Below are 25,979 nucleotides of genomic sequence, written 5' to 3' on the forward strand. Positions count from 1 at the left end.
CTGCAACTAAAGATGCTGTAGCTGTATTGTCGACTACTACAGATGCAGATGCTACTAACAACTTTGTAACTTACCAAGATAATGACATTGCAAAAGCAGTATTGAACTATGCCGGACACTTAGCCCTAGGTAAAAATGAAACTCTGACTGCAAAAGTACAGGTAAATGTAGTTAACGGTTGTGACCAGAAGTTGGATGTTGCCAACAATACATTCGATGTGAAGTTCTTGCGTCCAATCTCTATCGAGGCTACCGATGGTTCTTTGGAAGATGCTAAAGACAATGGTTCTGATCTTGCTTTGAAGGACGCTATGCAGTTTGTAGATTGGAGAGGATTTGAATTTGTTCCTGATAACATGAACTATTTCGAATACTATGGTGTTGAAACAATCGCTATCAATGTTGATGACATCATGTTAGGCGGTAAGAAACTGAAAGACGTGTATCCTGCTGCACGGGTTGATTATTCCGAAACGACAACGGATAAGATCGCAAGTGGAGATTTCGGTACAATCACCTGGCATAACAACAGTACAGCATTGTCTGCAGATATCACCATCGAGTTACCGGTAGAGGTTACTTACAAATGGGGTACTTTCAAAGTTCCTGTTCCTGTTGTGGTTAAGAAAACCATTGGTCAATAAGATATTGAAGCGGATATATCATTGACAGAGGGGGCGTGAATGCGCCCCCCTTTTTTATCAAATACGATTTTACACATGAGAATACTAGGATTGTTATTGTTGCTTGCAATGGGTCTTGCCGCTTGCCGCGATAAGGGCCCGAAGACAGAGGTTGTCTATGCTACCGACCCCAATGTCATGAAGGTAGGATCAAAGGATTCTGCAGCTGTCAAAACCCTCGTCACCATGTTTATGGATCGAATGAAGTCTGGGCATCCGGATTCGGCACTGATGCTGCTGCGCACGGCAAAACCGGATTGCGAACCACAAGGTTTGAACCGGGAGGGGTTTATAGAGTTCATGAAAACATACAGACAATTCCCGGTGGCAAATTATACGTTGGAATATATTAAATTTAAGAATCCCAACAATAATGAAATAAAATGCAGGATATTAACATCAGACAACACAAAGCTAAACTGGTATTTTAAACCTGTTCGCTACCTTGGTCGTTGGAGTCTTTGCCTTAAAGACAAAGTAGACGATCCGTTGGAGTGAAAATGAATTAATCACAAAATCCATTATCATGAATATGAAACAAACAATTTTAGCCGCCTTGCTTTTAGCAAGCACCACTTCTCTTTTCGCCCAAAAGGAGACAGAGAAAATTGAGTTCCGCCCGCATTGGTATATGCAGGTTCAGGGAGGTATCGGTCATACGATCGGAGAAGGTAAGTTTTCCGACCTGGTGTCGCCGGCAGCAGCCCTGTCGGCAGGCTACCGTTTTACGCCCGTGTGGGGATTGCGCGGAGGATTCAGCGGATGGCAGGGGAAAGGCTGTTGGGTGAATCCCCGACAGGAGTATAAGTTCAATTATGCACAGCTGAACGCAGAGGCCACTTTCGACATCGCCAACTGCCTCGGAGGATTCAATCACAAGCGTTTCTTCAACCCTTATCTGTTTGCAGGTATCGGGGTCAACATGGCTTTCAACAATGACGACGCTGTTGCCCTCAATGAGGCTGGAAACAAACTGCAATATCTATGGGACGACACCAAGGCTTTCGTGGCAGGCCGTCTGGGAGTAGGGATGAATTTCAGAATTTGTGATGCCGTAGCGTTTAACCTCGAAGGGAATGCCAATACCCTATCCGACCATTTCAACTCGAAGAAAGCAGGAAATGCCGACTGGCAATTCAACATTCTTGCCGGCGTGAGCATCCGCTTCGGCAAGGGATATACCAGGAAAACACAAAAGGCTGCCCCGACTTCTATCCCACCCCGGAACGTACCGAAAGAAGAGCCGAAAGAGGACCCGAAACCGGTTGTCGTGCCTGAAAAAAAGACAGAAAAACTTCAGCCGATACAGGTAAATGTGTTCTTCAAAATCAATTCAGCTGTGATCCGCCCGGAGGAAGCCGGCAAAGTGGATGAACTTGCCGCTTATCTGCAAAAAAATCCGGCAGCGCAAGTTACCCTGACAGGATATGCCGATGTGCAGACCGGCAATCACCGTCTCAACAAGACGCTTTCCGCCAGACGTGCACAGGCCGTAGCCGATGCACTCACGGCAAAAGGCATTGCCGTCGACCGCATCACCGCCGACTTCCAAGGCGATACCGTCCAGCCATTCGCCACTCCGGAAGAAAACCGGGTCACCATCTGCATCACAGCAGACGCTCCGGGCATGTAACGACAAAGACATCCCCTAAAAGAAAATTGCCCTCTGAAAGCCGTTCAAAACTTTCAAAGGGCATTTCCTAACTTCGTCATCCAGAATCAGCAAAACAATGCCTTTTCCGTAAACTCCCCGACTTTCAGGTATTTCCGATAGATTTCCTCATACAGCTTCGCATTGGCAGCATTGGGAGTATATTCCATAGCAAACCCGGAGCTCATGGCCTTCTGAGCATCTTCAACACGGTTATATACCCCGGCCGCGGTAGCCGCAAACATAGCAGCTCCCAGGGCACAGGCCTGATCAGTCTTACAGACTTTGATCGGCATATTCAAAACATCACTCAGCGTCTGCATAACAAACGGAGATTTCAAAGCAATTCCTCCGATTCCGATCACGCTATCGATCTGAACCCCCTCATTCCGGAAACGATCGACGATCGCCTTCGAACCGAAAGCGGTAGCCTCTACCAAAGCCCGGAAAATACGGGGAGCGGTACTTCCCAAAGTCAATCCGGTAATCGTTCCCTTCAACAACTGATTGGCATCCGGGGTGCGCCGTCCGTTCATCCAATCGGTAGCAATAACCGTACTTTCTTCCGCCGGTATCTTTTCAGCCTCGGCCGTCAAAGCAGGAATAATCCGGTTGCAAGCTTCTGCCACAAGCCGCTCTTTCATCTCCTCATCCAGCAAATCGCTCTTTCCGACTATCTCTTTCAACGGGAATTCCAACACCCGTTTAAACCAGGCATAAATATCCCCGAATCCCGATTGTCCGGCTTCCAAACCGACCATACCGGGAATAACCGACCCATCTACCTGCCCGCAAATGCCTTTGATCAGTTTATGTCCGATCTCCTCATAAGTAGCCACCATGACATCACAAGTCGATGTACCGATCACCCGCACAAAAGTATGCGGAGTGACCCCGGCTCCGACAGCTCCCATATGGCAATCGAAAGCACCTCCTGCAACCACGACTTCTGTAGTCAACCCCAGGCGTTCAGCCCATTCCGGTGATAACTTACCTACCGGTTTATCGGCAGTCTCCGTCTTTTCAAACAAGCGTGAACGAAAACCGGCCAACAAAGGATCTAAAGTGGTCAGAAACTCCTCACTGGGTAATCCTCCCCATTGTTCATGCCACATCGCTTTATGGCCACAGGCACAACGGCTGCGGACGATATCGTCACTCTTGGTCACTCCGGTGATCAAAGCCGGCAACCATTCACAATATTCTACGATCGAATATGCTTTCGCCCTGACATGCTCATCTTCACGAAGTACATGTAAAGCTTTTGCCCAAAACCATTCCGACGAATAGATTCCTCCTTCATAAGCCGAATAATCGATATTCCATTCTCCGCAAAGTCTATTGATCTCGGCAGCTTCCCGGATTGCCGTATGATCTTTCCAAAGTACAAACATCGCGTTCGGATTCTCAGCGAATTCCGGCAAGAGCGCCAAAGGAGTCCCCGTGGCATCGGTAAAAGCAGGGGTACTCCCGGTTGTATCGAAAGCGATCCCCACCACTTTTTCCGCCGTACCGGCAGGACAAGCCGCCAAAGCCTCTTTCACCGAAGCTTCCAACACATCGATATAATCCTGCGGATGCTGACGATATTGATTGATCGCCGGATTACAGTATTTCCCCTCTTTCCAGCGGGGATAATATTTCACAGCAGTAGCCAGTGTCTCCCCTGTCAGCGCATTCACAACGATCGCCCGGGCCGAATCACTACCATAATCTAAACCTATAACGTATTTTTCCATATTTTCTCTAATTGAAAACTGAAAATTGACAGAAATAATTGTCAATTATCAATTAACAGAGTGCTTTATTCAGCATATAATAAACTTCGTTCATACGGAGTTCTTTCTTGAATTCCGGAATGGTGGTGTTTTTGTCGATCACAACCATTTCTATCCCTGCTATCTCGGCATAATCTTCCCAATATTCGGTAGTCAGGTCATACGAAAAACTGGTATGATGCGTACCTCCTGCCAAAATCCAGGCACCTGCACCGACTTCCAGATTCGGTTGCGGTATCCACAAAGCCGAAGCAACGGGAAGTTTAGGTAATTTTTTACTCTTGATACAATCCACCACATTGACAATGAGACGGAAACGGTTACCCAAATCCACGACAGTAGCAGCAACTCCTTCTCCTTGTTTGCTGGTGAAAACCAAACGGGCGGTTTCGCTGTCGATACCGATACTCAGCCGGTGTACTTCCAGCCGTGGTTTCTGCTCTGCAATCAATGGGCATACTTCCAGCATATGAGCCTGTAAGATGGCACTCTTTTCCCCATCGAAATGCAAGGTATAATCTTCGAGGAAAGAACATCCTTTAGGTAATCCCTGACTCATAAACCAGGTAGTCCGGTAAAGAGCCGCCGTTTTCCAGTCACCTTCCGCCCCGAAACCATATCCTTCAGCCATCAGACGCTGTGATGCCAAACCCGGAATCTGATCGAATAATCCCAGATCGTTGAAATTGGTTGTAAATCCTTTTGCTCCGGTATCTTTCAACAAACGGCGCAAAGCGATCTCGGCTTTTGCAGAGTTCCAGACTTTGGTATAAGCTTCCGTACCGGTCTGTTCCAGAGCAGCATCATGCTCGTATTCTTTAAAATAAGTAGCCACTAAAGCCTGTACCTCCTTATCCTCGACAGCCTGATAATAAACCATCAGATCATTCACCGGGCAATAGTCGACATGATACCCCAATACCTGTTCTGCAGTCACTTTATCCCCGTCGGTCACAGCCACATTATTCATCTGGTCACCGAAACGAAGGATCAGCATATCCTGAGCATCGGCCCAGGCAGCAGCGACACGCATCCAAACTGCAATTTTTTTCTGAGCGGCCTCATCCTGCCAGTGCCCCACCACCACCTTACGGGGTTTACGCATACGGGTCACGATGTGCCCGAACTCCCGGTCACCGTGAGCACTCTGATTCAGGTTCATAAAATCCATATCTATGGTATCCCAGGGGATTTCTTTATTAAACTGAGTATGGAAATGCAACAACGGTTTCTTCAGTTCCTGCAATCCATGAATCCACATCTTAGCCGGAGAAAAAGTATGCATCCAGGTAATTACCCCGATACATTTCGCATCATGATTAGCAGCCTTGAATGTTTCCGTGATTTCTTTCGCCGAATTCACCGTACCTTTATATACTACTTTCACCGGCAAATTTCCGGATTCATTCAATCCTTTTACCATCTCATTGGAGTGAGCATCTACAGCCACAACAGCATCTCCTCCGTACAGCAGCTGAGCTCCTGTCACAAACCATACTTCAAAATTTTCGAAAACCATAATTATTTTAAATTGATAATCGACAATTGATAATGCTATCCATTTTCAACAGTCAATCTGAATTATTACTTATTTTACCTATTATATTCCGGCAATGCACCCGACAGTAAAGGTCAACTGTGCATTGTCAATTCAATTTATTGTCCGTAATAAGCATTCGGACCGTGTTTACGGAAGAAATGCTTCTGAATCAGATAAGGATTCATAGATAAACGGGGGTTAACCGTAAGCGCCACAAAAGCCATCTTAGCCACTTGTTCCATCACCACAGCATGGTGTACCGCTTCGTGAGCATCTTTTCCCCAGGAAAAAGGACCATGGTTTTTGACCAGTACTCCGGGGATATATTCCGGGTTCAACTTCCGGAAACGTTCCACAATCACATTCCCGGTTTCCTCCTCGTAGGCTCCTTCGACTTCCGCCTGGGACATATCCCGGGTACAAGGAATCGGCCCACTGAAATAATCCGCATGTGTGGTGCCGATATTCGGTAGATCGATACCGGCCTGAGCCCATGACGTAGCATACGTAGAATGGGTATGTACCACTCCCCCGATCGCCGGGAAAGCCTTGTACAACACCAGATGGGTCGGAGTATCCGAAGAAGGTTTCAAACTCCCTTCTACGATATGCCCGTCTAAATCCACTACTACCATATCTTCCGGTTTCATCTGTTCATAAGCTACACCGGAAGGTTTGATCACCACCAGGCCCGATGTCCGGTCGATAGCACTGACATTCCCCCAGGTAAAAATAACCAGGTCATGCTTCACCAATTCCAGATTCGCCTCACAAACCTCTTTTTTCAATGCTTCTAACATAACTACTATTTTAATTTATTACCAGAAATACCAATAGAACACAACAGTAATCAGGATAATGATAGCGGAATGGATGACATCCCATTTGTTCCAGCTAGCACGGGTAACCGCTTTTTGTTCGTCTGTCGTCGAACCGAATGTCAGGCCGACGATCTGTTCTGCAGGTGCCGGTGTTGTGAAACGGCTAACAACCACAATCACCAGCATACAGAACAATAACATACCTCCACAGAAGAACAACCAGTTCGTATCGTAAAACAGATATTTAAACCAGGAATCGCTGAAAGTCGCTCCCGAGGTATAATACACTTTAGCCCCCAAACGGGTGATACCGATAATAAATCCGGCGATCAAGCCCCACATACCGCCTTTCGGAGTTGCTTTTTTCGAGCAAATACCCAATAAGAAAGCCGCTGCAATACCCGGTGCCAGTACAGATTGTACATCCTGCAAATAGTTATACAACACCGATCCTACACTTTTCATTACCGGAATCCAAAGAATACCTAACACGACTACCACTACCGTAGCGACACGTCCGACATAAAGCAAAGTCTTTTCGGAAGCCTTCGGTCTGTATTTTTTATAGAAATCGATTGTAAATAACATAGCGGAAGAGTTGAATAAAGAAGCCAGCGAACTCATCAAGGCTGCCAAAATACCGCATACGACCAACCCCTTAAAACCGGCAGGCAATAATTTAGCTACCAAAGTCGGGAATGCAGCATCGGCGGAACTCATCGTAAATGTTTCCCCATTCACGGTAATACCGTGTTTTTGCATAGCAAAAGCAACCATTCCCGGAATCAGGAATAAGAAGACAGGCGTCAGTTTCAGATAAGCACCGAATATAGCCCCCCGCCGAGCCTGAGTTTCATCTTTACCCGACAATACACGCTGTACGATAAACTGGTCGGTACACCAATACCAGAAACCGATAACAGAAGACCCGATGAACACCCCTAGCCAAGGGAAATTGGCATCCCGGTTACTCCGGATCAGATTGATCATCGAATCACCATATTCATTTACCGGAGTCACCCGACAAGCTTCCAACACCTGATCCCAGCCACCGACAGCTTTCAAACTCAACACCAGAATCACCAAAGAACCGATCAGCAAAATCGGAGTTTGAAGCACAGAAGTATAAAGCACCGATTTCATACCACCGATCACCGTATACAAAGCAGTCAACAGCACCAATCCGATCGCAGCGATCCAGAAGAAATCGATTCCCCATAGTTCCTGAATACCGAACACTTCTTTGAAAACCAAACCTCCGGCATATACCGTCACGGCTACTTTAGTCAAGACATAACTGACCAAAGAGATTACCGATAAAATCGTCCGGGATTCTTTATTATAACGTCTTTCAAGGAATTCGGGCATCGTAAGCACCATACTTCTGGAATAAAAAGGCACGAACACCCAACCGAGAATCAGGATCATCCAGCCCTGAATTTCCCAATGTGCCATAGCCATTCCACTCGAAGCACCGGCACCGGCTAAACCGATCAAGTGCTCAGAACCGATATTCGAGGCAAAAATCGAGGCCCCGATAGCCAACCAGGTTGCATCACGTCCGGCCAGAAAAAAGTCGCCGGAACTTTTCTGTTTTTGTTTGAAAACCCAGACAACGATTCCAATCATGGCAATCGCAAAAAGGGCAATTACGATATAATCTAATGTTCCCACAATAATGATATTTAAAAATGAATATTTAGCGATACACTTTATTTCTCTACAGAAAATTTATAGATACAATGACTGGAATAAGTCTGGCCCGGTTCCAGGTAAACAGACGGCCATCGGGGTTTGTTCGGAGAATCGGGAAAATGTTGTGTTTCCAGGCAAACAGAAGCCCGTTGGTTATAAACGACCCCTTTTTTCCCTTTCACAGTTCCATCCAGGAAGTTGCCGGTATACACCTGAATACCGGGCTCATCCGTATATACTTCGAGTACTATACCGGACTCAGGCGAAGACAAACGGGCAGCGACAGTAGAAAGATCTCCTTTAGTGTTCAATACAAAATTATGGTCGTAACCGTTTCCATTTTTCAACTGAACAAAATCATAACGGTCTATCTCCCGTCCGATTTCTTTCGGTTGAGTGAAGTCCATAGGCGTTCCGGCCACCGGAACGATCTCACCCGTTGTCATAAAGGTACTGTCGACCGGAGTATACCCATCCGCATTCACATACAACAAATGATCCGTAGCGGCAACAGCCGGATTACCCGACAAATTGAAATAAGAGTGATTCGTCATATTGATCACCGTTTTCTTATCTGTCACAGCCTCGTACTGAATATCGATAGCATTATCATCTGTAAGATGAAAGCGCACTTTCGCCCGTACATTTCCAGGGAAATTCTGATCGCCATCCGGAGAAAAACGGGTCAGTTCGAGAGTCGTACCATCGATCTGATTGGCTTCATACATCTGATATTGCCAACCTTCCGGCCCACCGTGTAAACAATGTCCATAGTTATTCTGCGGCAATTGAATAGTTTCGCCATCGATTTCGATTCTCCCCTGTGCAATCCGGTTAGCATACCGACCGATAGAGGCTCCAAAATCGCTGGGTATATTCCGATAATCTGCCAAACTATCGAAACCCAATACCACATCTTTCCTATTGCCATGTTTATCCGGAACCAAAACAGACACAATACGGCCACCGAAATTAGTGATACAAACTTCCATTCCGGCCGAATTCTTCAAAGTATAGAGACCGGCCTGTTTCCCATCGATCTCTGCCTGAAACTTCTTCGGATTCAGTCCGGAAAGAGTTGTCTCTTCCTTTGCTTTTGGGGAACAAGAACTCATGATTCCTGCAACAACCACCAAACCCAATACAAACGTTTTCATAATCTTTGCTATAATTTATGATTTAGATTTCATTTTAGTATGTTCAAATTTTCAGGACTATTCACTTTTGAAACGCCCATATAAGTGTTTAAAAAACACTTCAAATATAGTGTATACAAAACACTTTAAAAACATTTTTTACAACTTTCTTTGAAATATTTTCAATAAATCACTGTATATCTACTGATTACCAAAAGTAATTTAGACTATTTTTAAATAAAAACCCGGATATCACCGACGCCATCGTCGTACTCCTTATTATTAAAAGTACGATAAATTCAGATCCCGATGAACATTTGTAAAATCTGCTTTTTTTACATAAATTGCGCTCCTTTATGATAAAGCAAGAAGCCTGACGCAAACGATAACTTTTTTCGAAAGCAACAGGCAACAGATTAAGACACACCATTAATAAATTTATAACAATAAAGAAATCATGGATACTCGTATCGTAAAAAATCTATTCAAAGAAAAATTCGGAACCGAAGGAATGTTGTATTTCTCGCCCGGTCGTATCAACCTCATCGGCGAACATACAGATTACAATGGAGGATGTGTTCTTCCAGGTGCCATCGATAAAGGCATCTTAGCAGAAATCAAACCCAACGGGACAGACAAAGTCCGGGCCTATTCGGCAGACCTGCAAGCTTATGCCGAATTCGGCCTGAACGAAGAAGATAAACCCGAAGCTTCCTGGGCACATTATATCTTCGGAGTATGCCGCGAAATGCTGAAACGGGGGGCACAAATCAAAGGTTTCGATACCGTTTTTTCAGGTGATGTACCTCTTGGAGCCGGTCTTTCATCATCGGCAGCCCTCGAGAGTACTTTTGCTTTTGCTCTGAATGAGATTTACAAGGCCGGATTCGATAAAAAAGAATTGGTACTGACCGGACAGAAAACAGAACACCATTATTGCGGGGTAAATTGTGGTATCATGGATCAATTTGCATCGGTTTTCGGTAAAGCAGGCAACCTGATCCGTCTGGATTGCAGTACGATGGAATATGAATATATCCCTTTCGATCCACAAGGTTATAAATTAGTATTGATCGATTCTGTCACCAAACACGAACTGGTCGATTCACCCTATAACAAACGCCGTCAATCCTGCGAAAGGGCAGCAGCAGCAATCGCCGGTAATCATCCGGAAGTAAAACTGCTCGGAGATGCAACCCTGGAAATGCTGGAAGAAGTTAAAGATAAAATCAGTGAAGAAGATTACATGCGGGCAACCTATGCTATCCAGGAAAACAGCCGGCTTGCCGATACTTGCGAAGCTTTAAAACGAGGTGATTACGAAACCGTAGGGAAAAACATATACGCTACCCATCATGGCATGAGCAAACTTTATGAAGTCAGTACCGAAGAATTGGATTTCCTGAACGATGTCGCCAAAGAATGTGGGGTAACCGGTTCACGGATCATGGGAGGTGGTTTCGGCGGATGTACGATCAACCTGGTAAAAGACGCTTATTATGACCGATTCATCGAAACAGCGATCAGTCGTTTTAAAACAAAATTCGGTAAAGAACCGAAAGTATATCCGGTAACCATCAGTGACGGAGCACGCAAATTGAATTAAAACAAAATCATCCTAGCTAAAAAATTCATGGAGAGGGACTCGCCGGAAGGTTTTTCCTCTTCATGAAGAGGAAAAATAATAACAATGACAACCTATCCGAACCGGGCAGCCCAATCGGTAACAATCTAGCGTAACACAGGAGACAGGGGGATAAACCAACACCCCGTCCCCCGTGAGTTATTTTATTTTTTCAGGAAAGCCTGGTATTCTTCCCACAAGCTATCTGTCGTCACTTGCTCGCCGAAAATATGTTTCATGGCTTTATCGAAGCTCCAGGGAACGATCTCTAAAGCCGATTTATTGAATTTTCTCAGGAAATCCGGATCTTTGCCGGTCAACCACTCCAGGAAAAAACCGGTCGTCCGGTACCCATCCATCCAGTGTCCGCCCGGTTTACGGCTATCCACCGGGAAAAAGCCATTATGATAACGGACTGCATCGGCCATTCCTTCGATAAATACCCAGAATTCGGTTCCGGGTTTATAACCGCCGATCCCCTGAGGTTCCAGTTGGTAAGCATGAGTCAGCTCGTGATAAAGCACTCCCCGGGTTTCATAGAGCACCTTATCGTCTCCCTGGCTATCCTCCGATTTTTCCACCCACCGGGAACTATAGAAAATATTGACCACCGGCGGTTGTCCCCCTTTGGCCGAAATACCGTCGGTATCCTCCAGGTTGTATTCGATCTTCTCTACTCCCGGCATAGAATCCGTCGCCGACCAATAAAGCGTCTGAGCTACCCATAAAGCATGTTGCTGGATGAAAGCTTCCGGTTCGGGTACGATCCGTCTATAAATCTGAGCCCCCTTCGTTCCGGCCGCCTTATCTTTAAAATCAATGACAGGATAAGAGAAATTCTTCCAATTCGGAGCCTCCCACTTCTGAGCCCATACTCCTTGCGAACAGAATAAAACGAACAGAACAAACAAAACTTTGAAGTCCTTCATATCATACAAAACTTTGAAATCTAAAAAAATCATGAAGGCGATCACTTCGACAAAGTAAAACAGTCGATATCCGGAGCCCAATTATAACTGTTCCCCATCCGGACCGTATTGTATCCGGGTTTCAGAGTCACCGGAACAGTCACAGTCCGCAGCCCGTTATCGTCCCCCAGTTGTTTCAACACCTGTTTTTCCCCATTGACCGTCAGTTCCAGCTGCCGCCCGGCACCCTGTGTATATTGAACGGTCATCCGGTATTGTCCTCCTTTTTCGCTATATACCTCTTTCCATTCTGCATAATTTTCCGGTTGTCCCCCCAAATACCCGACGATCATTTTCCCGGAAGTACCTTCTTGCGGAGTATATCTGACTGCATTCGGATTTTTACCCAAATCATCGAATAAAGGCAGGTAAGCCCATTCGGCTTCGTACACTGTCGGTTCGATCCGTTTTTTCCCTTCGATCCGTAAAATCATCGCCCCATGGGCCGGAACTTCCTGTTTCAACGCCCCGTCCACTTTACCCAAATCGCGGTGTTTCACCAAATCCCTCACCTTTACTGTACCCTCGAACTCGAGATCTGTCAAAGGTACGGTGAAAGAACAAGGCTGCTCAGAAGGATTGTAAAGCGCTACAGCACGCACCTTCCCCCGTTTTTGTTCGATATCTTTTACCAACACATAACCTTCATTTTCGTGCTGAACGACATAAGCTTGCAAACCCAGCGGATCCTGATTCAGGGCTAAAAGTTCCTTATTTTTCAATAGCTCTAAAGTGGCATCCGACATTTTCTCCAGATTACATCCGATCAGCAAAGGCGAACTCATGATACACCATAAACCGAAATGAGCCTCTTCTTCGGTTTGGGTCAATCCTTCTCCCCCTACCGGGCTGGCTTCCCGGAATCCGACCACCATCATGTCCATATCGTTATAATGTCCGTCTCCTGCATAAGCCGACAGATAAAGATTTTTCCCGACGACATATTTTATCGATTCCCATCTGGCCTGGATATCACCGCTAATCCGCCAGGAACCGGCCACTTCTTTCGCCCAGGTACCCGGATAAGCCCAACGGCAAATGTTAAGGGCGACCTGCCGGTTTACGATATCGATATGCTGACGGATATCGGTATACCGGTCTCTTTCGTTCAACCCCAGATAACTGCCCCCGCAATAATCGATTTTAATAAAATCAAAACCCCAGTCCCCGAAATACAGCTGGGCATCCTGTGCTTCGTGCCCGTAAATTCCGGCCCCGATCCCCGCTTTATCCTGATCCGACATAGAACCACAGGTATTATTCCCGGCATCTGTATAAATACCGGCCTTCAACCCCAGATTGTGGATATGATCCACGACGACTTTCATACCGTTCGGAAACCGCTGTGCATGTTCATGCATCTTTCCGGTTTCATCCCGATAACCGAAAAATCCGTCATCGATATTTATAAACCGGTATCCTGCATCTTTTAAGCCCTTCTCCACCATCAAATCGGCCTGATGCTTGATAATATCTTCGCTGATATTTACGCGGTAGGCATTCCACGAACTCCATCCCATTAAAGGAGGTTTACAAGCCGGCTCCTGAGCCGTCGTTCTTCCGCCAAGCAGCGATAGCGCCGCTAAAGCCATCAAAAATTGTTTTTTCATGTGTAGTTATTTATGTGTTACTGTCTCTACAAACAAAGCCCTTAAAATTTATAAAAGCCGGCTTGACTTCATAATTCGAAATATCCTTGATAGCCCAACAACCAATAAACAAAATCGGGCGGAAATGACTCTAAAACATCCAGTCCGCTATATCGGCAAAGCCGGATACGAATTTTTACTATCGCTTTTCATGTCATTGGTCCTGAAAAGCATTGAAAAAGCTACGGTTTCAGTTCGTTGACATACTTCGAATAATTCAGCTCAAAGTTAGAATAATTATATTTATTTAGCAATACCGTATGGGATTCCGGGACGGAATCCCATACCACTATAAATATGAATGTCTACTTACTTCACTTTCTCCAACATCTCCTCATACGACTGGCAGTAATACTCCATGACAGGCATTCTTTTTCCCCCTACCGTCATGGTCCGGCCGGAAGTGTCTTCTTTGCCTTTCAATGCTTTGACACGCTCTTCCAGCAGAGCGGCGAACTTCTTGCGTTCTCCGGCATTTTTCCATCCTTCCGCGCCCTGTCCGTAAAACAACGCGTTACAGGCATAAAACATCTGATCTTCCACCATGCGGCTAAAACGATTATACTCGGTCATCGCTTCCAACAGGGCTGCCCACTCCGCCGTGCCGATAGTTCCATCCACCAAAGCGGCAGCACGAATACCCTCCGCTTCCGGCACCCGGTATTCTTTCATGAGGGCATAATAGGCTTCCAGTCCGGCAACATCATACCCAACGATTTTCTTCGCCTCCCGCCTGAGGTATTTCCTTGCACCGGCTTCCCACACCCTCTCCAGATGCAGACCGGCCTTTTCACCGTAACGCTTCACCAATTCTGCCTTGCGGGCATATACCGACCGGAAGACAGCATAATCCGGAGTAACATAACCACAGAATATCCGATATACATTTGTATCCGTAAACACAGCGTCCGTCTTGTCTTTCAGGAAATCATCAGCTACGGAACGAATAGTCCCCGACATGGCGGCATCGTCGAGTAAAGCCAGGTATTCTCCGATAAATTCCGATGAACGTTCACCAGCGGCATAGCGTTTGTGCATACCCGCTAATCCGCCTCCCTTCACACCATTCTCCGCAAAGTCTATCAATTCGTCTACACTCAGATAGCCGGCATGACGGCATAGTAACTCGCCCTTCACATTCAACACCAACAGGGTGGGATAAGCATTGACATCATATCTCTTCCGCAATTCCACGCCCTCGCCTTTCTCCATGTCTATTTTTACCGACACGAAACGGGGATTGAAATACTCACCCGCTTTCTCCTGGACAAATTCTTTAGACGCCATCAATTTGCAAGGACCGCACCAACTGGTGTAACAATCCATAAACACCAATTTGTTTTCGGACTTGGCAGCCTCCAAAGCTTCGGCAAAGCCGCCCTCGCGGAAGTTGATCTGTGCCGAAAGAGATAAAGCCATTGCAGCCATAAATACAGCTAATACTATCTTTTTCATTCTATTGCAAATTTAATCGTTTAATACGCCGGACCGACATACCCGACTATCAGTCCGGCACTGTATCAGGAATAAAACCATTATCTCATCAATACGGGAAATCAGGTCCCATTCCATATAATTCCGCATACTTAGTAAAGGCATAATAATTCGGGCTCGCATAGTCCTGTAAAGGACAGGCATAGCATACCTTCTTCAGGATTCCGGTTCCGGTTACCGTATGCACCGGTTTGCCCGAAGGTTGTCCACCGGCAATCTTATACATCGACAACGTATATTCATCGCCATTTTGTATACCGATAACGATATAATCAAAAGATGAACCGTAAAACAAATCGGCCATATAAGTAATCGTTCCCGCCGGTAACCCTTCCACCGGTATGGCAGAAGTTTCGGTACCTTCCGTAAGGCTATAACGATACAAACGGTTGTCGTCTACTCCATAAATAGAGGTAGAAGTCAGTGCATTTCCGGCAATTACATCTGCCTTGGCTAAATGAAGGGAAGCATCTAACCGGATGACCTGATCGATACCTCCTCCCGGTTGTAACACAACCACATAACGTCCTTCCCCGGCAACGTCGAACAAATACCAGATCGTATTTTTACCGGCCCGGTGATTCCAGCCCGATGCCACAGGAGCCGCCTGTTCCCAATCCACTTTAACTCCCTCATAACCATCCTTGTACTTAATTTCTTCCATATCCGAACCGGAGGTATACATCAACCGCCGGGTTTCTCCGCTCCAAAAAGAAAGATTCTGCCCGTCGTAAGCCTGAATGAATGAACTGGTCCCTTTTCCGGCAGGATAACCTAATTTTCCGGTGCTGTATTCACTAGCGAAACTTCCACCGCCAAGATCATCCAGTCTTACTCCCTTATTCGAGAACAGCATATTCCCTCTCATTGCAGAAACCATAGCATAAGGCACTTCTTCCCCGTCCATCTCAGAAAAAAGCAACGAAGACCGGTCGAAAAGTGTCGACATATCTATCGTAGAATAAATCGAAAACTCATTCTGTCCGCTAGTGACAAAAACACCCGTAGCATAGGTCGATTTTGCCGTTGCGGGATCGATATAAATTTTGTTATATACCGGGCACATATTGCAAGGTTTCCCGCTTTGTGCTTCTCCCTGTACTGAAGCAATCACGTCCGGTATGACCGTCTTTTGACGGTCATTGTAAAAATCCATATCCGTGTTTCCGTCCGTCGTTTCTTTTAAAATATAAAATCCTTCCGAAAAGGCCGAAGTCACTTTCAAAGAAAATTCTGTCAGGTTGAAATAACCGGTTTCTTTATTCGTCACTTCGCAAACAACCGTATAAGTTCCGATTTTCAACTCCACAGGATAGGAAAGCTTTTTTTCCGCACCGATTTGCACGGTACGATAACCGTCTTCCGTACGGTCGCTGAACTCCCCGCCGTATATATACCACCGGTATTCCAGTTCCGTATCGGAATACCCTGTCACTTTCGGTGTCAATTCCAATACTGTCGAATAAGCGACGGCTGACGTATCGGCAAACTCCTCTATGGTTATTTCATTCACCATACTTTCCGGGGTTGCCATCGTACTGTCGTCTTCATAACAACCGGTAATCCCAAGTATGCAAGCCCAAAACAGGCCAATATATATTTTTTTCATCTTCTTACTGTTTAAATCATTCATATTACCTTCCCCATTCTTTCGGTGTAAAATCGACCGGCTTCCCGGTATCACTTTCCTTCCAGACGTCGAGCTTATTCTGCAGGCGTTCTACATTCTCCTGCTCCAACTGTTCGGCAAACCACCCGGCCAGCCACTTAATGTAGTTGGGATCTTTCGGTGATAAAGTTCCGAATCCGTATATATCTGCGAAAAGACTGTTGATATATTCGTCATCCCAACTTTTTTCCGTCCATTTCATCATCAATTCATGCTTTTTCTCCCCATATTCTCCGAAATAATAATCCAAAGACGCCAAATCCCAGGCATTCGGTTTAGACAGACGGTCGGAAACCGTCAGCGTATAAGTAGAAAATTCCGGATAGCCTGTTTTGAAATTTGCATTTTCTCTAAAAGTGATTCGCAAAACGACATTCCCTTCTGCCAAAGAAGGATCACGTTTCAGGATCACCGGAATATGAGCGGTTGCCGAATGGGCAGGAACAACATAGAACTCCGCCAGTACCGAATCGTCAAATGCTATATAATGCGTACCTGCAACGGCATTCTTCGTTCCTTCCACCATCACTTGCTGCAAGGCCAGCGGACGGTCTTCCGCTGAAAGTTTTCCCATAATATCCACATCTAACCATACCGTATCGCTCAATTGTCCTTCCGGTGTTTTCAGTTTGAAAGAATGGCTCCCGTTTCGCATCATCTCAGTGACCTCTTCCGTACTGAGCTGGCTACCATAATTAAAATTCAACAAACAATCCGGATCTTCAAACACCGGTAAATCTTTTTCACAGGCAGTAATACACAACAACAACATGCTGCATAACCATATATTCAATCGTTTCATCGCTATTCGTTTAAAAAAATTAAGGATTAAATTCCGTATTTACACAATTCCACAAGATATAATCATCCTCCGTCATTTCCTGAGTCTCCAACCACAGTATATCCTTGACCTGATTTCGCTTGTAGGTATAAAACAACTGTCCTTCGGCAAAAAACTCCCGCCGGTATTCAGCCATCAGCTCACCGGAACGATCGTTTAAACCGTCAAATACATCTTTATCCAAAGCGACACCGCATTCCAACATATAATCTTTATACAAAGCATTGGCCTCACTGAGCGAAGGTGTTGTCTCCACCGCAATCAAATACATCTCGGACATCCGGAGCATGGGTATAATCTGATAATACAACGCTTTATTCTCCACATCATCGGCAAAATAATATTTCAGAATAGTTACATTCTTCTTCGAAGTTGAAGATTTGGCATTTTTGTTCCACATGAATGCATAACGGTTGTCCGAATCCGTCGGAACTCCCTCAAAAAGCCGGGTCAGACGTTCGGGCGTAATATAGAGATAGTTTACTCCGGTTTGTACATCAGCCCCGCCGATCAGAATCGAAGCAACATCTTTCACATTATATTTACTCAGATAAAAAAGACACTCGTTCGGGCAGGCCTTATAACCGTTGGTTTCACGATCACTGCTACCGCTCAGTGTCATCACCGGATTTCCATCCCGGTCTTTGGCATCGATGACCGCCTTCGCTGCATCGTAAGCCATTGCCAGATATTTCGGATCGGCTTTCCCCAGATAAAGATACATCCGGGACTGCAAAGCCTTTACAGCCCAATAGTTCAGACGGGACTGCCGGTAACACATATAGGTATCTTCAATCTCCACCGACGAAGGTGCATTCAATTCTTCAAAAGTATATCCGAAAATCGGATCATTGTCTTTGAGCAGCTTTTCAGCTTTATCAAGGTCGGCGATCAATTTTTCGCTATATCCGGTGAAATCATAGCGGGTGGCTCTCTCGTCGAAGGCCGTCACTTCGGAATAAGGCAAGCTTACTTTTGTTCCTTGTCCCCCGGGGACTTCACCGAACAAACGTAAAACATCCAACTGACAATAGGCACGGATAGCATAGGCTTCACCGAGGATTACCGAACGGGTTGCTTCGTCGGGGAAAGCGGCTGCATTATCTTCTGCATGTTTGATAACCAGATTGGCCTGAACAATGATATTATAAAGCTTGGAATAAATAGCCTGGACAGCCTGCCGTGCTCCGTCATTGTCGTATTCGTGCAACATCAGGTGATAATCCTGATACCGATCGCTGGTAGACGAGGGTTCATCCGGCATATGCCACAATCCGGCCAAAGCTTCCGTACAACTCATCGTCAAACGGCAACCATACACATCTTCGTTAGCCAAAGCCATATAGCATCCGGTGAGAGCATCCCGAAAACCTTTGTAGGTCGAAAACTGATCTTCTTCTTTCTGTTCCGTATCGGGACGCACATCCAGCCAGTCGTTGCAAGAAACGGCCGACCACCCCAACAGGGCTATAAATCCTATAAATTTATATATTTTCATATCTATCGTTATTTATCCTGTCGTTAAAATAAAAATTTTATACTTCCCTGAATATTCCGGGCAAAAGGATAACTGGTACCCCGTTCCATCTTGATTGTCGAGAAATGCCACAAATCGGACATATTCACACCGAAGGTCACCGATGTCGCCCGCATGTATTTCTTTACCCACGCAGAATCCCATTTATACTGAAGCCCGACAGACTGAATCTCGAACACCTTATCGTCCATGACAAAGCGGGAAGTGGCACGGGTCGAACTATCGTCGTATTTCCTGAATGGAACGATATCCCCCGGTTTCTGCCAGCGGTCGTACAGAGCCCGGGCATCCACATTCTGTGCCATCAAGGTGGTACGCCCGACTTCTACCCGGTCGATAATCGTCGAATTGTACCTCTTCCCACCCCAATAGAAGGAAGCCGATACATTTACCGTCAATCCTTTCCACATAAACATCGTATTGGCAATACCCCGGTACCTGGGATCTGCCTGACCGACATAAACCTTATCGGAAGCCTTCCAGATATCCGTCCGGTTACCGTCTTTATCCAAAAAAATCTCCTGTCCGTTGGCCGGATCGATTCCCAGAGAACGAACGACATAAATACCGTTTTGCGGACGTCCTTCATAAAACAGATTGGCGACATCTACATCCTCTTTCAGATAAGCCTCGTTCTGGGCTTTAATGGCTTCCGACAGCTTCGAAACATAATTCTTATTGTAAGTCAGCTGACCACCGATAATCCAGTTGATATCCCGCTCAGCATTCCGGATAACATAAACACTGGCAGAGGCTTCCCAACCGTTGTTTTTCACTTCTCCGACATTGTCGACGTAGGAAGCAAAACCGTTGGAATGCGGCAGATCCATATTGGAAAGCAAATTAGAGGTTTTCTTGGTATAAACGTTGAATTCCCCCTTCATACGTCCTTTCCACAATCCGAATTCCACCCCGAAGTTGAATTCATCGGTTTTCTGCCAGGTCAGATAAGGATTACCCAATCCCTGCAATTCCGCTCCGGTCCAATACATATACCGGTTGTCCGTAATATATTTATACAACGTATTGGCACCGTCGGATCCCTGCTGTGTACCGGTCTGTCCGTAAGAAGCTTTCAACCGCAGAATATTTGCAAAACTACCCTTCAGGAATTTTTCATTGTGCAGGTTCCAGCCGATACCGGTACTCCAGAAAGGAGCATATCTCTTTTTCGAACCGAAATCGGATTTCCCATCCACCCGATACGAAAAATCCACGAAATAACGGTTATCATAGATATAATTGACATTGGCTGTCAATCCCAACCGACGGCTTTTGGATTTGGATCCGCCGGGACCTTCGTCTTTGGCATATTGCCGGGCACTGGCCAGAAAATGGATATCCTCATTCGTAAAACCTTCGGCAGCGATGGCATAATTATACCCCTCGGATTCATTCAGCGAATAATCCAAACCGACATACACCTGATGTTTATCGGCAAAAGTCCTGGTATACGAAAGCGTTATATTCCCGGTATATTCATTCGTACGTCCGGTGGTATAATCATAAGTTCCCCGGCGCAGGAATCCCTCGTCGGTTTCATATTGCGAATCGTCGGTGAAAGTGGAATGTTCTGCGGGCAAAAACCGATCAGACGTATTGTCCGTAGCCGTAATCCCGACTTGTCCGCGTAAGGTCAAGCCTTCGAACGGATTCCATTCTATGGCGAAATTATCCGTCAGCGTACGGTAACTACTCTTATCGAAACTGTTCAGGGTGGCATCGTACAACGGATTTTGATATCCTTGGTAATGAGCATGAAAACCGTCGAACATCCGCACCAGTTTTCCATTCTCATCATACGGAGCATTATAGGGTTGTTGTTTTACATAATCACTGAACGTACCGTATTTACTCTCTTTACTTTTGGTTGTCCCGTAAGAAGCCTGATTTTTAAAGGTGAAATTTTTCACTTTATACATTAAGGTCAGAGAGGTGTTCAGACTTTTACGCTCGGAATCCCGCATGGCTCCCTGTGTATTTTTATAGCCCACACTGGCACTCCAGCGGAATTCGTCGCTTCCACCCTCCATACGTAAATTATAATGCGAACCGACCCCTGTGTGCAACGGTTTACTCAACCAATCGGTATCTGTGCCGGAGGCAATTGCCCTTTTCCGTTTGGCATAAGCCTCTTTATACCATACATCATTACTCGGCAGGCTTTCATTCTTATACAATCCGAGATCCCACTCCAACTGCAATTTTTCAGCCGCATTCAACAAATCGTAAGAGGTCAGGTCAGGAGCTTCGATATCGATCCCTATTTCTGCATTAACGCGCAATTTACCGGCTTCCGGTTGCTTTGTCGTCACCACAATCACTCCGTTAGAACCCCGCGAACCGTATATCGCCGTAGCAGCAGCATCTTTCAGGATATTGATCGATTCGATTTCCTCGTCGTTATAGTCCATCAAACGCTCCAATGCTATTTCAAAGCCATCCAGGATGATCAACGGGGTATTCACCTCATTGCTCAGGCTTTCGTTATACTCCTGTACACTCATAGGCAGAGAAGAATTACCCCGGATATTCACTTGCGGCATCCGGTTGGGATTGCTACCGTTAATATTATCCACAGCCAGATTAATGGACACATCTATATTTTTCAGTGTCTGAAGCAGATTCTGGCCTTTATAGATTTTCAATTGCTCCTTATCGATCGATGAAACAGCTCCGGTATAACTCTCTTTCGCTTTCTTGAAAATACCGGTCACCACTACTTCCTCCATCTCTGCCACCTCTTCCTGCAGGGTAACGTCCAGTTCGGTACGTGTGCCCAAAGGAAACTCCTGCATTTTCATACCGATCATCGAGAAAACCAGAACGTGTTCACCTTCGGGTAACGTCAGGGTATATTTACCGTCGATGTCCGTAGAAGTTCCCAGCGTCGTCCCTTTCAATACTACCGTTACTCCGGGAAGTACATGGCCGGCAGCATCTCTGACGACCCCCTTTACCACTTTTCCATTCACTTGCTTCCGGCTAACTGCCGGACGCACGATAACGGTCTGGTCTTCAAAAACAAATTCTACATTCTTATCGGCAAACAAACGTTTCAGCAATCCACCGACCTCTTCATCGTCGGCCCGAACCGTCAAAACATTTTGTCCCTGAAAATGCTTCTGATCGTAAAAGAAAAACAAACGGGTCTGTTGCTGAATTTCTTCAAACAACTGCATCACCGTACAATTCCGCAAGTTCAGGGACACCCGTTGGTTTTGTGCAACCGACCTGGCCGATACACTCACACACCCCAAAATCATAAATAAAACCATTAATTTCATCATCCTTCCGATTTGCCTTAATTTCCCGGACCTGGGAAATCGTACAATTTCTTTTTTTTTCATAAATTTGTGAATTGGTTAATACTATTATTTGCTATGATAGTTTGATCTCCGCCGGAAGAGGGTGGCAGCCCTTTTCCGGTTTCTTTTTTTATTTCACTTGAATAATACCTTGTTGGATAGTAAAATGTACACTGGTGGTACGTTCTATCTTTTTCAACACGTTTTCTATGGTCTCGCTCCGCTCCAGTACTCCGCTGAATTTACGCGTCCGGACCGTCTGATCGGTAAAAACAGCCTGTACACAATACCAGTCGGCCAATTCCGTCATAATTTCCTCCAACTCAGCCTCTTCGAAATAAAATACTCCCTCACGCCAGGCCGTATATTTGCGTACATTCACCTGAGTGACCCGGATCTGTGTCCCCACGGTTTCCGCCAGCTCGCCCGGTCGTAACACCACCTCCCGTTTTCCGCCGTTCTCCACCTGTACGCTTCCTTTTACCAACACTGTCTGTACCTTTTGCTTCCGGCAGGTATTTACATTAAACTCTGTTCCCAACACTTTGACAGCAACCTGACCGGCATGTACAATAAAAGGACGGTTTTCATCCCGGGTCACTTCGAAATAGGCCTCCCCTTCCAGCTCCACCTCCCGGGTATCGCCGAAAGCCACCGGATAAACCAAACGCGAGCGGGCATTCATCCACACCCGTGTCCCGTCGGACAGCACCAAATGATATTCAGCTCCCTGAGGAACATCCAGCCGGTTCATCCGGCTGATCTTCTCCCCGCCCTGATCCGCAGCATAGAACAATTGTTTGTTTTCCGGATGATTCACCACCTCTTCTCCTGCCCCGATCTTACCTTCCCGGGCAGAAAGATCGATCCGGCGGCCATCAGACAGCGACAGGATAACACCGGGACGCCCACTCTGTCCAACGGTCTCCTGAGCATCGGCCAACTTCTCTGCCGGAGCCTGATCTTCACCACGCCACAAATAAAATGAAGTAAAAGCAATGGCAACCATAGCCGCGACAGAGGACATATAAGAGATCCGGCGATGCAGGCGTTTTCTTTGTATGGCGGAATTCAATTTTTTCCACGCCTGTTCCTGGTCATAACGATCCATATATTCCAACGAACGTCCGATCCGGTAACAATCGATGAAAGTTTTTCTATTTTGTTGTTTTTCATTAGTCATTATTCACTCTTTTTATATTGTAGAGTGAAAAAGTAGTTGAATGAATGACAAGTAAAATGTTAATATTTATTAAAACGAATAAAATAAAAAGGAGAGATGATAATCTTTTCTCAATTTTTTCAACGCCCGGGCTAAATGTGTCTTTAAGGTATTTACCGACATACCGAGTTCCAAAGCAGCTTCCACACATTTTTTATTTTCCAGGATAACCGCTTTGATGGCAGCTATTTCTTGCTTCGGTAATTTCTCCAATTTCAGCATCAATTCTTTTTCCTGCCGTTCCAGTTCTTCCCTTTCCAGGACAGCCTCCTGTGGAATCTCCACCGGGACTCCTGTCAGTAATTCCATCGGCACCAGCTTCTTCTTCTTCAAAACAGCCAATGCTGCATTATGTACGGAAGTATACAGATAACTACGAAAATTGCCGGTAATGGCGCGATAATATTTTCTTTCCCAGAAAGCGACAAAGAAATCCTGAACAATATCCTCGGCCAATTGGAAAGAATCGGTCAACTGTACGACATACACACACAATTGCATATGATACACATCGAACAGCAGACGAAACCCTTCCTCCGGCATTTCTTGCAGTAGTCTCTGGATCTCTTTATCTCTATCGGCACCATATCTCTTCATAATAACGCCCTACGATCGAAATCACAAAGATAGTAAAATTGACCTATATTGCATAAAGTAGAAATTTTCAGATTCACTGTTGTCAGCAGCAATATGGTAAGTAAAAAACAATCTCTTCGTTTCATTCCATCTTCTATTTCTTTAATTTTGCTTTCCGAAAACAACCGATCAGCACGTATAACGATCGAAAAAAATAAAATCATGTCAATAGAAAAAGTCAAAGCTTATTTTGCCACCCTGGGTCGTGAAAAAGAAGTCATGGAATTTCCAGTGTCCAGTGCAACCGTCGAATTAGCCGCACAGGCATTGTCCGTCGAACCGGCACGTATAGCTAAAACCCTCTCTTTCCAAGGCGAAGACGAAAATCATTGTATCCTGATCGTCACTGCCGGAGACGCAAAAATCGATAACAGTAAATTCAGACATTTCTTCAAAATGAAAGCCAGAATGTTAAGTCCTGAGAAAGTGGCAGAATCGACAGGCCATGCCATCGGAGGCGTCTGCCCCTTCGCTAATCCTGAAGGCGTACGAACTTACCTGGATATTTCCCTGCAAAGATTCGACACCGTTTTTCCGGCCTGCGGCAGTAGCAATTCAGCCATCGAATTGCATTGTGACGAATTATTCCGATACGCCCTGGCTATCCAATGGATCGACGTCTGTAAATAAAAATCTTTAAGTTATCGGAACTTTTATCGCTGAAAAAGCAGCATTATTTCTGTATTTGTCCGTCTTCAGTATCCGGGATTGGAGACCCGGCCGTTTCTGCCGGCCATCTATCTTTTTGATCTATATCAAAAATGAAGCAAGATATTTCCCATACATTTGTCTATTATAATCTGAAATAAATCATCGATTCACATGAAAACAGAATTAGACAAATGTATGGCCGGTGAGTGGTACGACTGTCATGATCCTATTTTTATCACACAAAAAGGGAAAACCCGCCAATTGTTGGCACGCTATAATGCCCTGCCTTACGAAGAGAAAAAAACAAAACAGGAAGTCTTGAAAGAAATGTTCGGCAGTATCGGTAACAACGTATCTGTCGGTACTCCGTTCCTATGTGATTATGGTTGTAATATTCATATCGGCGACAATGTATCTGTCAATATGAACTGTTCTTTTATCGATTGTAATAAAATCACCATAGGTAGCCATGTTTTAATCGCTTCCAATGTACAAATCTATACAGCAACCCATCCTATCGAGTTGTCCGAACGGCTCACTCCCGGTTGGACTCCGGATCAAGCTGCCTATTTCTGCCGTACTTATGCACTTCCTGTGACTATCGAAGACGGTTGTTGGATCGGTGGCGGTGTGATCATATTACCCGGAGTGACTATCGGCAAAGGGTGTGTAATCGGAGCCGGAAGTGTCGTAACCAAAAATATTCCGGCCGATAGTCTGGCAGTAGGTAATCCTTGCCGGGTAATCCGTGAGATCAACAAAAAATAAGTACATGGTAAAGTCAGTCGCTTTTGATTCAGACGGAACTATCGCATCACAGCTAAAGGAACCCGCAGCTGTTTCATTTCCCTGAAACAATGCGGACCGGATCCTGTTTCGTCATATCCTCCTCACAGTTCAGGCCCAGAGAAAACGGATTATTTCTTAAAAACAGGCTTTCATTCTGCAGCGAAAAGACAGACGTCATCTTACAGTTCGATTAAAGTACCCCCAAACAACAAGAGGGTGTCCAAAAAGGCAAAATACCCCCTTGTAGAATCGGATATTTGATTTCAGTCTCCAATAGGGATACGAAT

At 45.5% G+C, this 25,979-nt stretch carries 19 protein-coding genes and 1 pseudogene; 6 read left to right on the forward strand and 14 right to left on the reverse strand.

What is annotated here, in order from left to right:
• From WS42_RS09995 to WS42_RS10005, 3 genes and pseudogenes are all read left to right on the forward strand, one after another.
• Positions 1 to 644, forward strand: a pseudogene (locus WS42_RS09995) (hypothetical protein); the annotation flags it as partial.
• A 75-nt stretch (positions 645 to 719) separates the two neighbouring features.
• Complete coding sequence (locus tag WS42_RS10000; RefSeq protein ID WP_046451059.1) at positions 720 to 1,181, forward strand: hypothetical protein; 462 nt, start codon at positions 720 to 722, stop codon at positions 1,179 to 1,181.
• A 28-nt stretch (positions 1,182 to 1,209) separates the two neighbouring features.
• Positions 1,210 to 2,316 carry an OmpA family protein gene (locus WS42_RS10005; protein ID WP_046451060.1) on the forward strand — a complete coding sequence of 369 codons (1,107 nt, stop codon included), beginning with the start codon at positions 1,210 to 1,212 and terminating at the stop codon, positions 2,314 to 2,316.
• An 86-nt stretch (positions 2,317 to 2,402) separates the two neighbouring features.
• Here WS42_RS10005 and WS42_RS10010 read toward each other — a convergent pair whose 3' ends face one another.
• From WS42_RS10010 to WS42_RS10030, 5 genes are all read right to left on the reverse strand, one after another.
• Positions 2,403 to 4,073, reverse strand: coding sequence for a ribulokinase (locus tag WS42_RS10010; RefSeq protein ID WP_013610398.1), 1,671 nt, complete (start codon positions 4,071 to 4,073; stop codon positions 2,403 to 2,405).
• Between the two features lie 52 nt (positions 4,074 to 4,125).
• A complete protein-coding gene (gene araA / locus WS42_RS10015; protein ID WP_046451061.1) occupies positions 4,126 to 5,631 on the reverse strand; it encodes an L-arabinose isomerase in 1,506 nt (501 codons plus the stop codon).
• A 137-nt stretch (positions 5,632 to 5,768) separates the two neighbouring features.
• Positions 5,769 to 6,452, reverse strand: a complete 684-nt coding sequence (locus WS42_RS10020; protein ID WP_046451062.1) for an L-ribulose-5-phosphate 4-epimerase — start codon at positions 6,450 to 6,452, stop codon at positions 5,769 to 5,771.
• Positions 6,453 to 6,470: 18 nt separating this feature from the next.
• Positions 6,471 to 8,147: a sodium:solute symporter gene (locus WS42_RS10025; protein WP_013610395.1), complete on the reverse strand. Its 1,677-nt coding sequence runs from the start codon at positions 8,145 to 8,147 to the stop codon at positions 6,471 to 6,473.
• Positions 8,148 to 8,185: 38 nt separating this feature from the next.
• On the reverse strand, positions 8,186 to 9,283 hold the full coding sequence (locus tag WS42_RS10030; protein ID WP_394370373.1) for an aldose epimerase family protein: 1,098 nt from the start codon (positions 9,281 to 9,283) through the stop codon (positions 8,186 to 8,188).
• A 478-nt stretch (positions 9,284 to 9,761) separates the two neighbouring features.
• On the opposite strand from WS42_RS10030, the gene galK reads away from it, so the two are divergent.
• The gene (gene galK / locus WS42_RS10035; protein ID WP_046451064.1) at positions 9,762 to 10,910 is read left to right on the forward strand and encodes a galactokinase; all 1,149 of its coding nucleotides are present in this window, start codon (positions 9,762 to 9,764) and stop codon (positions 10,908 to 10,910) included.
• 182 nt (positions 10,911 to 11,092) lie between these two features.
• On the opposite strand, the gene WS42_RS10040 is transcribed toward galK, so the two are convergent.
• The 9 genes from WS42_RS10040 to WS42_RS10085 form a co-directional block, all read right to left on the reverse strand.
• Positions 11,093 to 11,857, reverse strand: coding sequence for a basic secretory protein-like protein (locus WS42_RS10040; RefSeq protein WP_022159937.1), 765 nt, complete (start codon positions 11,855 to 11,857; stop codon positions 11,093 to 11,095).
• Between the two features lie 41 nt (positions 11,858 to 11,898).
• Positions 11,899 to 13,506 carry an alpha-galactosidase D gene (locus WS42_RS10045; protein ID WP_046404783.1) on the reverse strand — a complete coding sequence of 536 codons (1,608 nt, stop codon included), beginning with the start codon at positions 13,504 to 13,506 and terminating at the stop codon, positions 11,899 to 11,901.
• Positions 13,507 to 13,854: 348 nt separating this feature from the next.
• Positions 13,855 to 15,000: a thioredoxin family protein gene (locus WS42_RS10055; RefSeq protein WP_013610390.1), complete on the reverse strand. Its 1,146-nt coding sequence runs from the start codon at positions 14,998 to 15,000 to the stop codon at positions 13,855 to 13,857.
• A gap of 88 nt (positions 15,001 to 15,088) precedes the next feature.
• Entirely contained in the window at positions 15,089 to 16,648 is a 1,560-nt protein-coding gene (locus WS42_RS10060; protein WP_046451065.1) for a PKD-like family lipoprotein, read from the reverse strand.
• Positions 16,649 to 16,673: 25 nt separating this feature from the next.
• On the reverse strand, positions 16,674 to 17,510 hold the full coding sequence (locus tag WS42_RS10065) for a DUF4843 domain-containing protein (protein WP_087393992.1): 837 nt from the start codon (positions 17,508 to 17,510) through the stop codon (positions 16,674 to 16,676).
• Positions 17,511 to 17,529: 19 nt separating this feature from the next.
• On the reverse strand, positions 17,530 to 19,047 hold the full coding sequence (locus tag WS42_RS10070; protein WP_013610387.1) for a RagB/SusD family nutrient uptake outer membrane protein: 1,518 nt from the start codon (positions 19,045 to 19,047) through the stop codon (positions 17,530 to 17,532).
• Between the two features lie 23 nt (positions 19,048 to 19,070).
• Complete coding sequence (locus tag WS42_RS10075) at positions 19,071 to 22,376, reverse strand: SusC/RagA family TonB-linked outer membrane protein (protein WP_157741818.1); 3,306 nt, start codon at positions 22,374 to 22,376, stop codon at positions 19,071 to 19,073.
• A 148-nt stretch (positions 22,377 to 22,524) separates the two neighbouring features.
• Complete coding sequence (locus tag WS42_RS10080; protein WP_013610385.1) at positions 22,525 to 23,577, reverse strand: FecR family protein; 1,053 nt, start codon at positions 23,575 to 23,577, stop codon at positions 22,525 to 22,527.
• Positions 23,578 to 23,646: 69 nt separating this feature from the next.
• Complete coding sequence (locus tag WS42_RS10085; protein ID WP_013610384.1) at positions 23,647 to 24,213, reverse strand: RNA polymerase sigma factor; 567 nt, start codon at positions 24,211 to 24,213, stop codon at positions 23,647 to 23,649.
• 201 nt (positions 24,214 to 24,414) lie between these two features.
• Here WS42_RS10085 and WS42_RS10095 point away from each other — a divergent pair, with 201 nt between their 5' ends.
• Both WS42_RS10095 and WS42_RS10100 read left to right on the forward strand, forming a co-directional pair.
• A complete protein-coding gene (locus tag WS42_RS10095; protein ID WP_041556174.1) occupies positions 24,415 to 24,882 on the forward strand; it encodes a YbaK/EbsC family protein in 468 nt (155 codons plus the stop codon).
• Between the two features lie 192 nt (positions 24,883 to 25,074).
• A complete protein-coding gene (locus tag WS42_RS10100) occupies positions 25,075 to 25,671 on the forward strand; it encodes a sugar O-acetyltransferase (protein WP_022159942.1) in 597 nt (198 codons plus the stop codon).
• The last annotated feature ends 308 nt before the right edge of the window (positions 25,672 to 25,979 follow it).

Source organism: Odoribacter sp. N54.MGS-14, assembly GCF_000980295.1.
GTDB classification, from domain to species: Bacteria; Bacteroidota; Bacteroidia; order Bacteroidales; family Marinifilaceae; genus Odoribacter; species Odoribacter splanchnicus.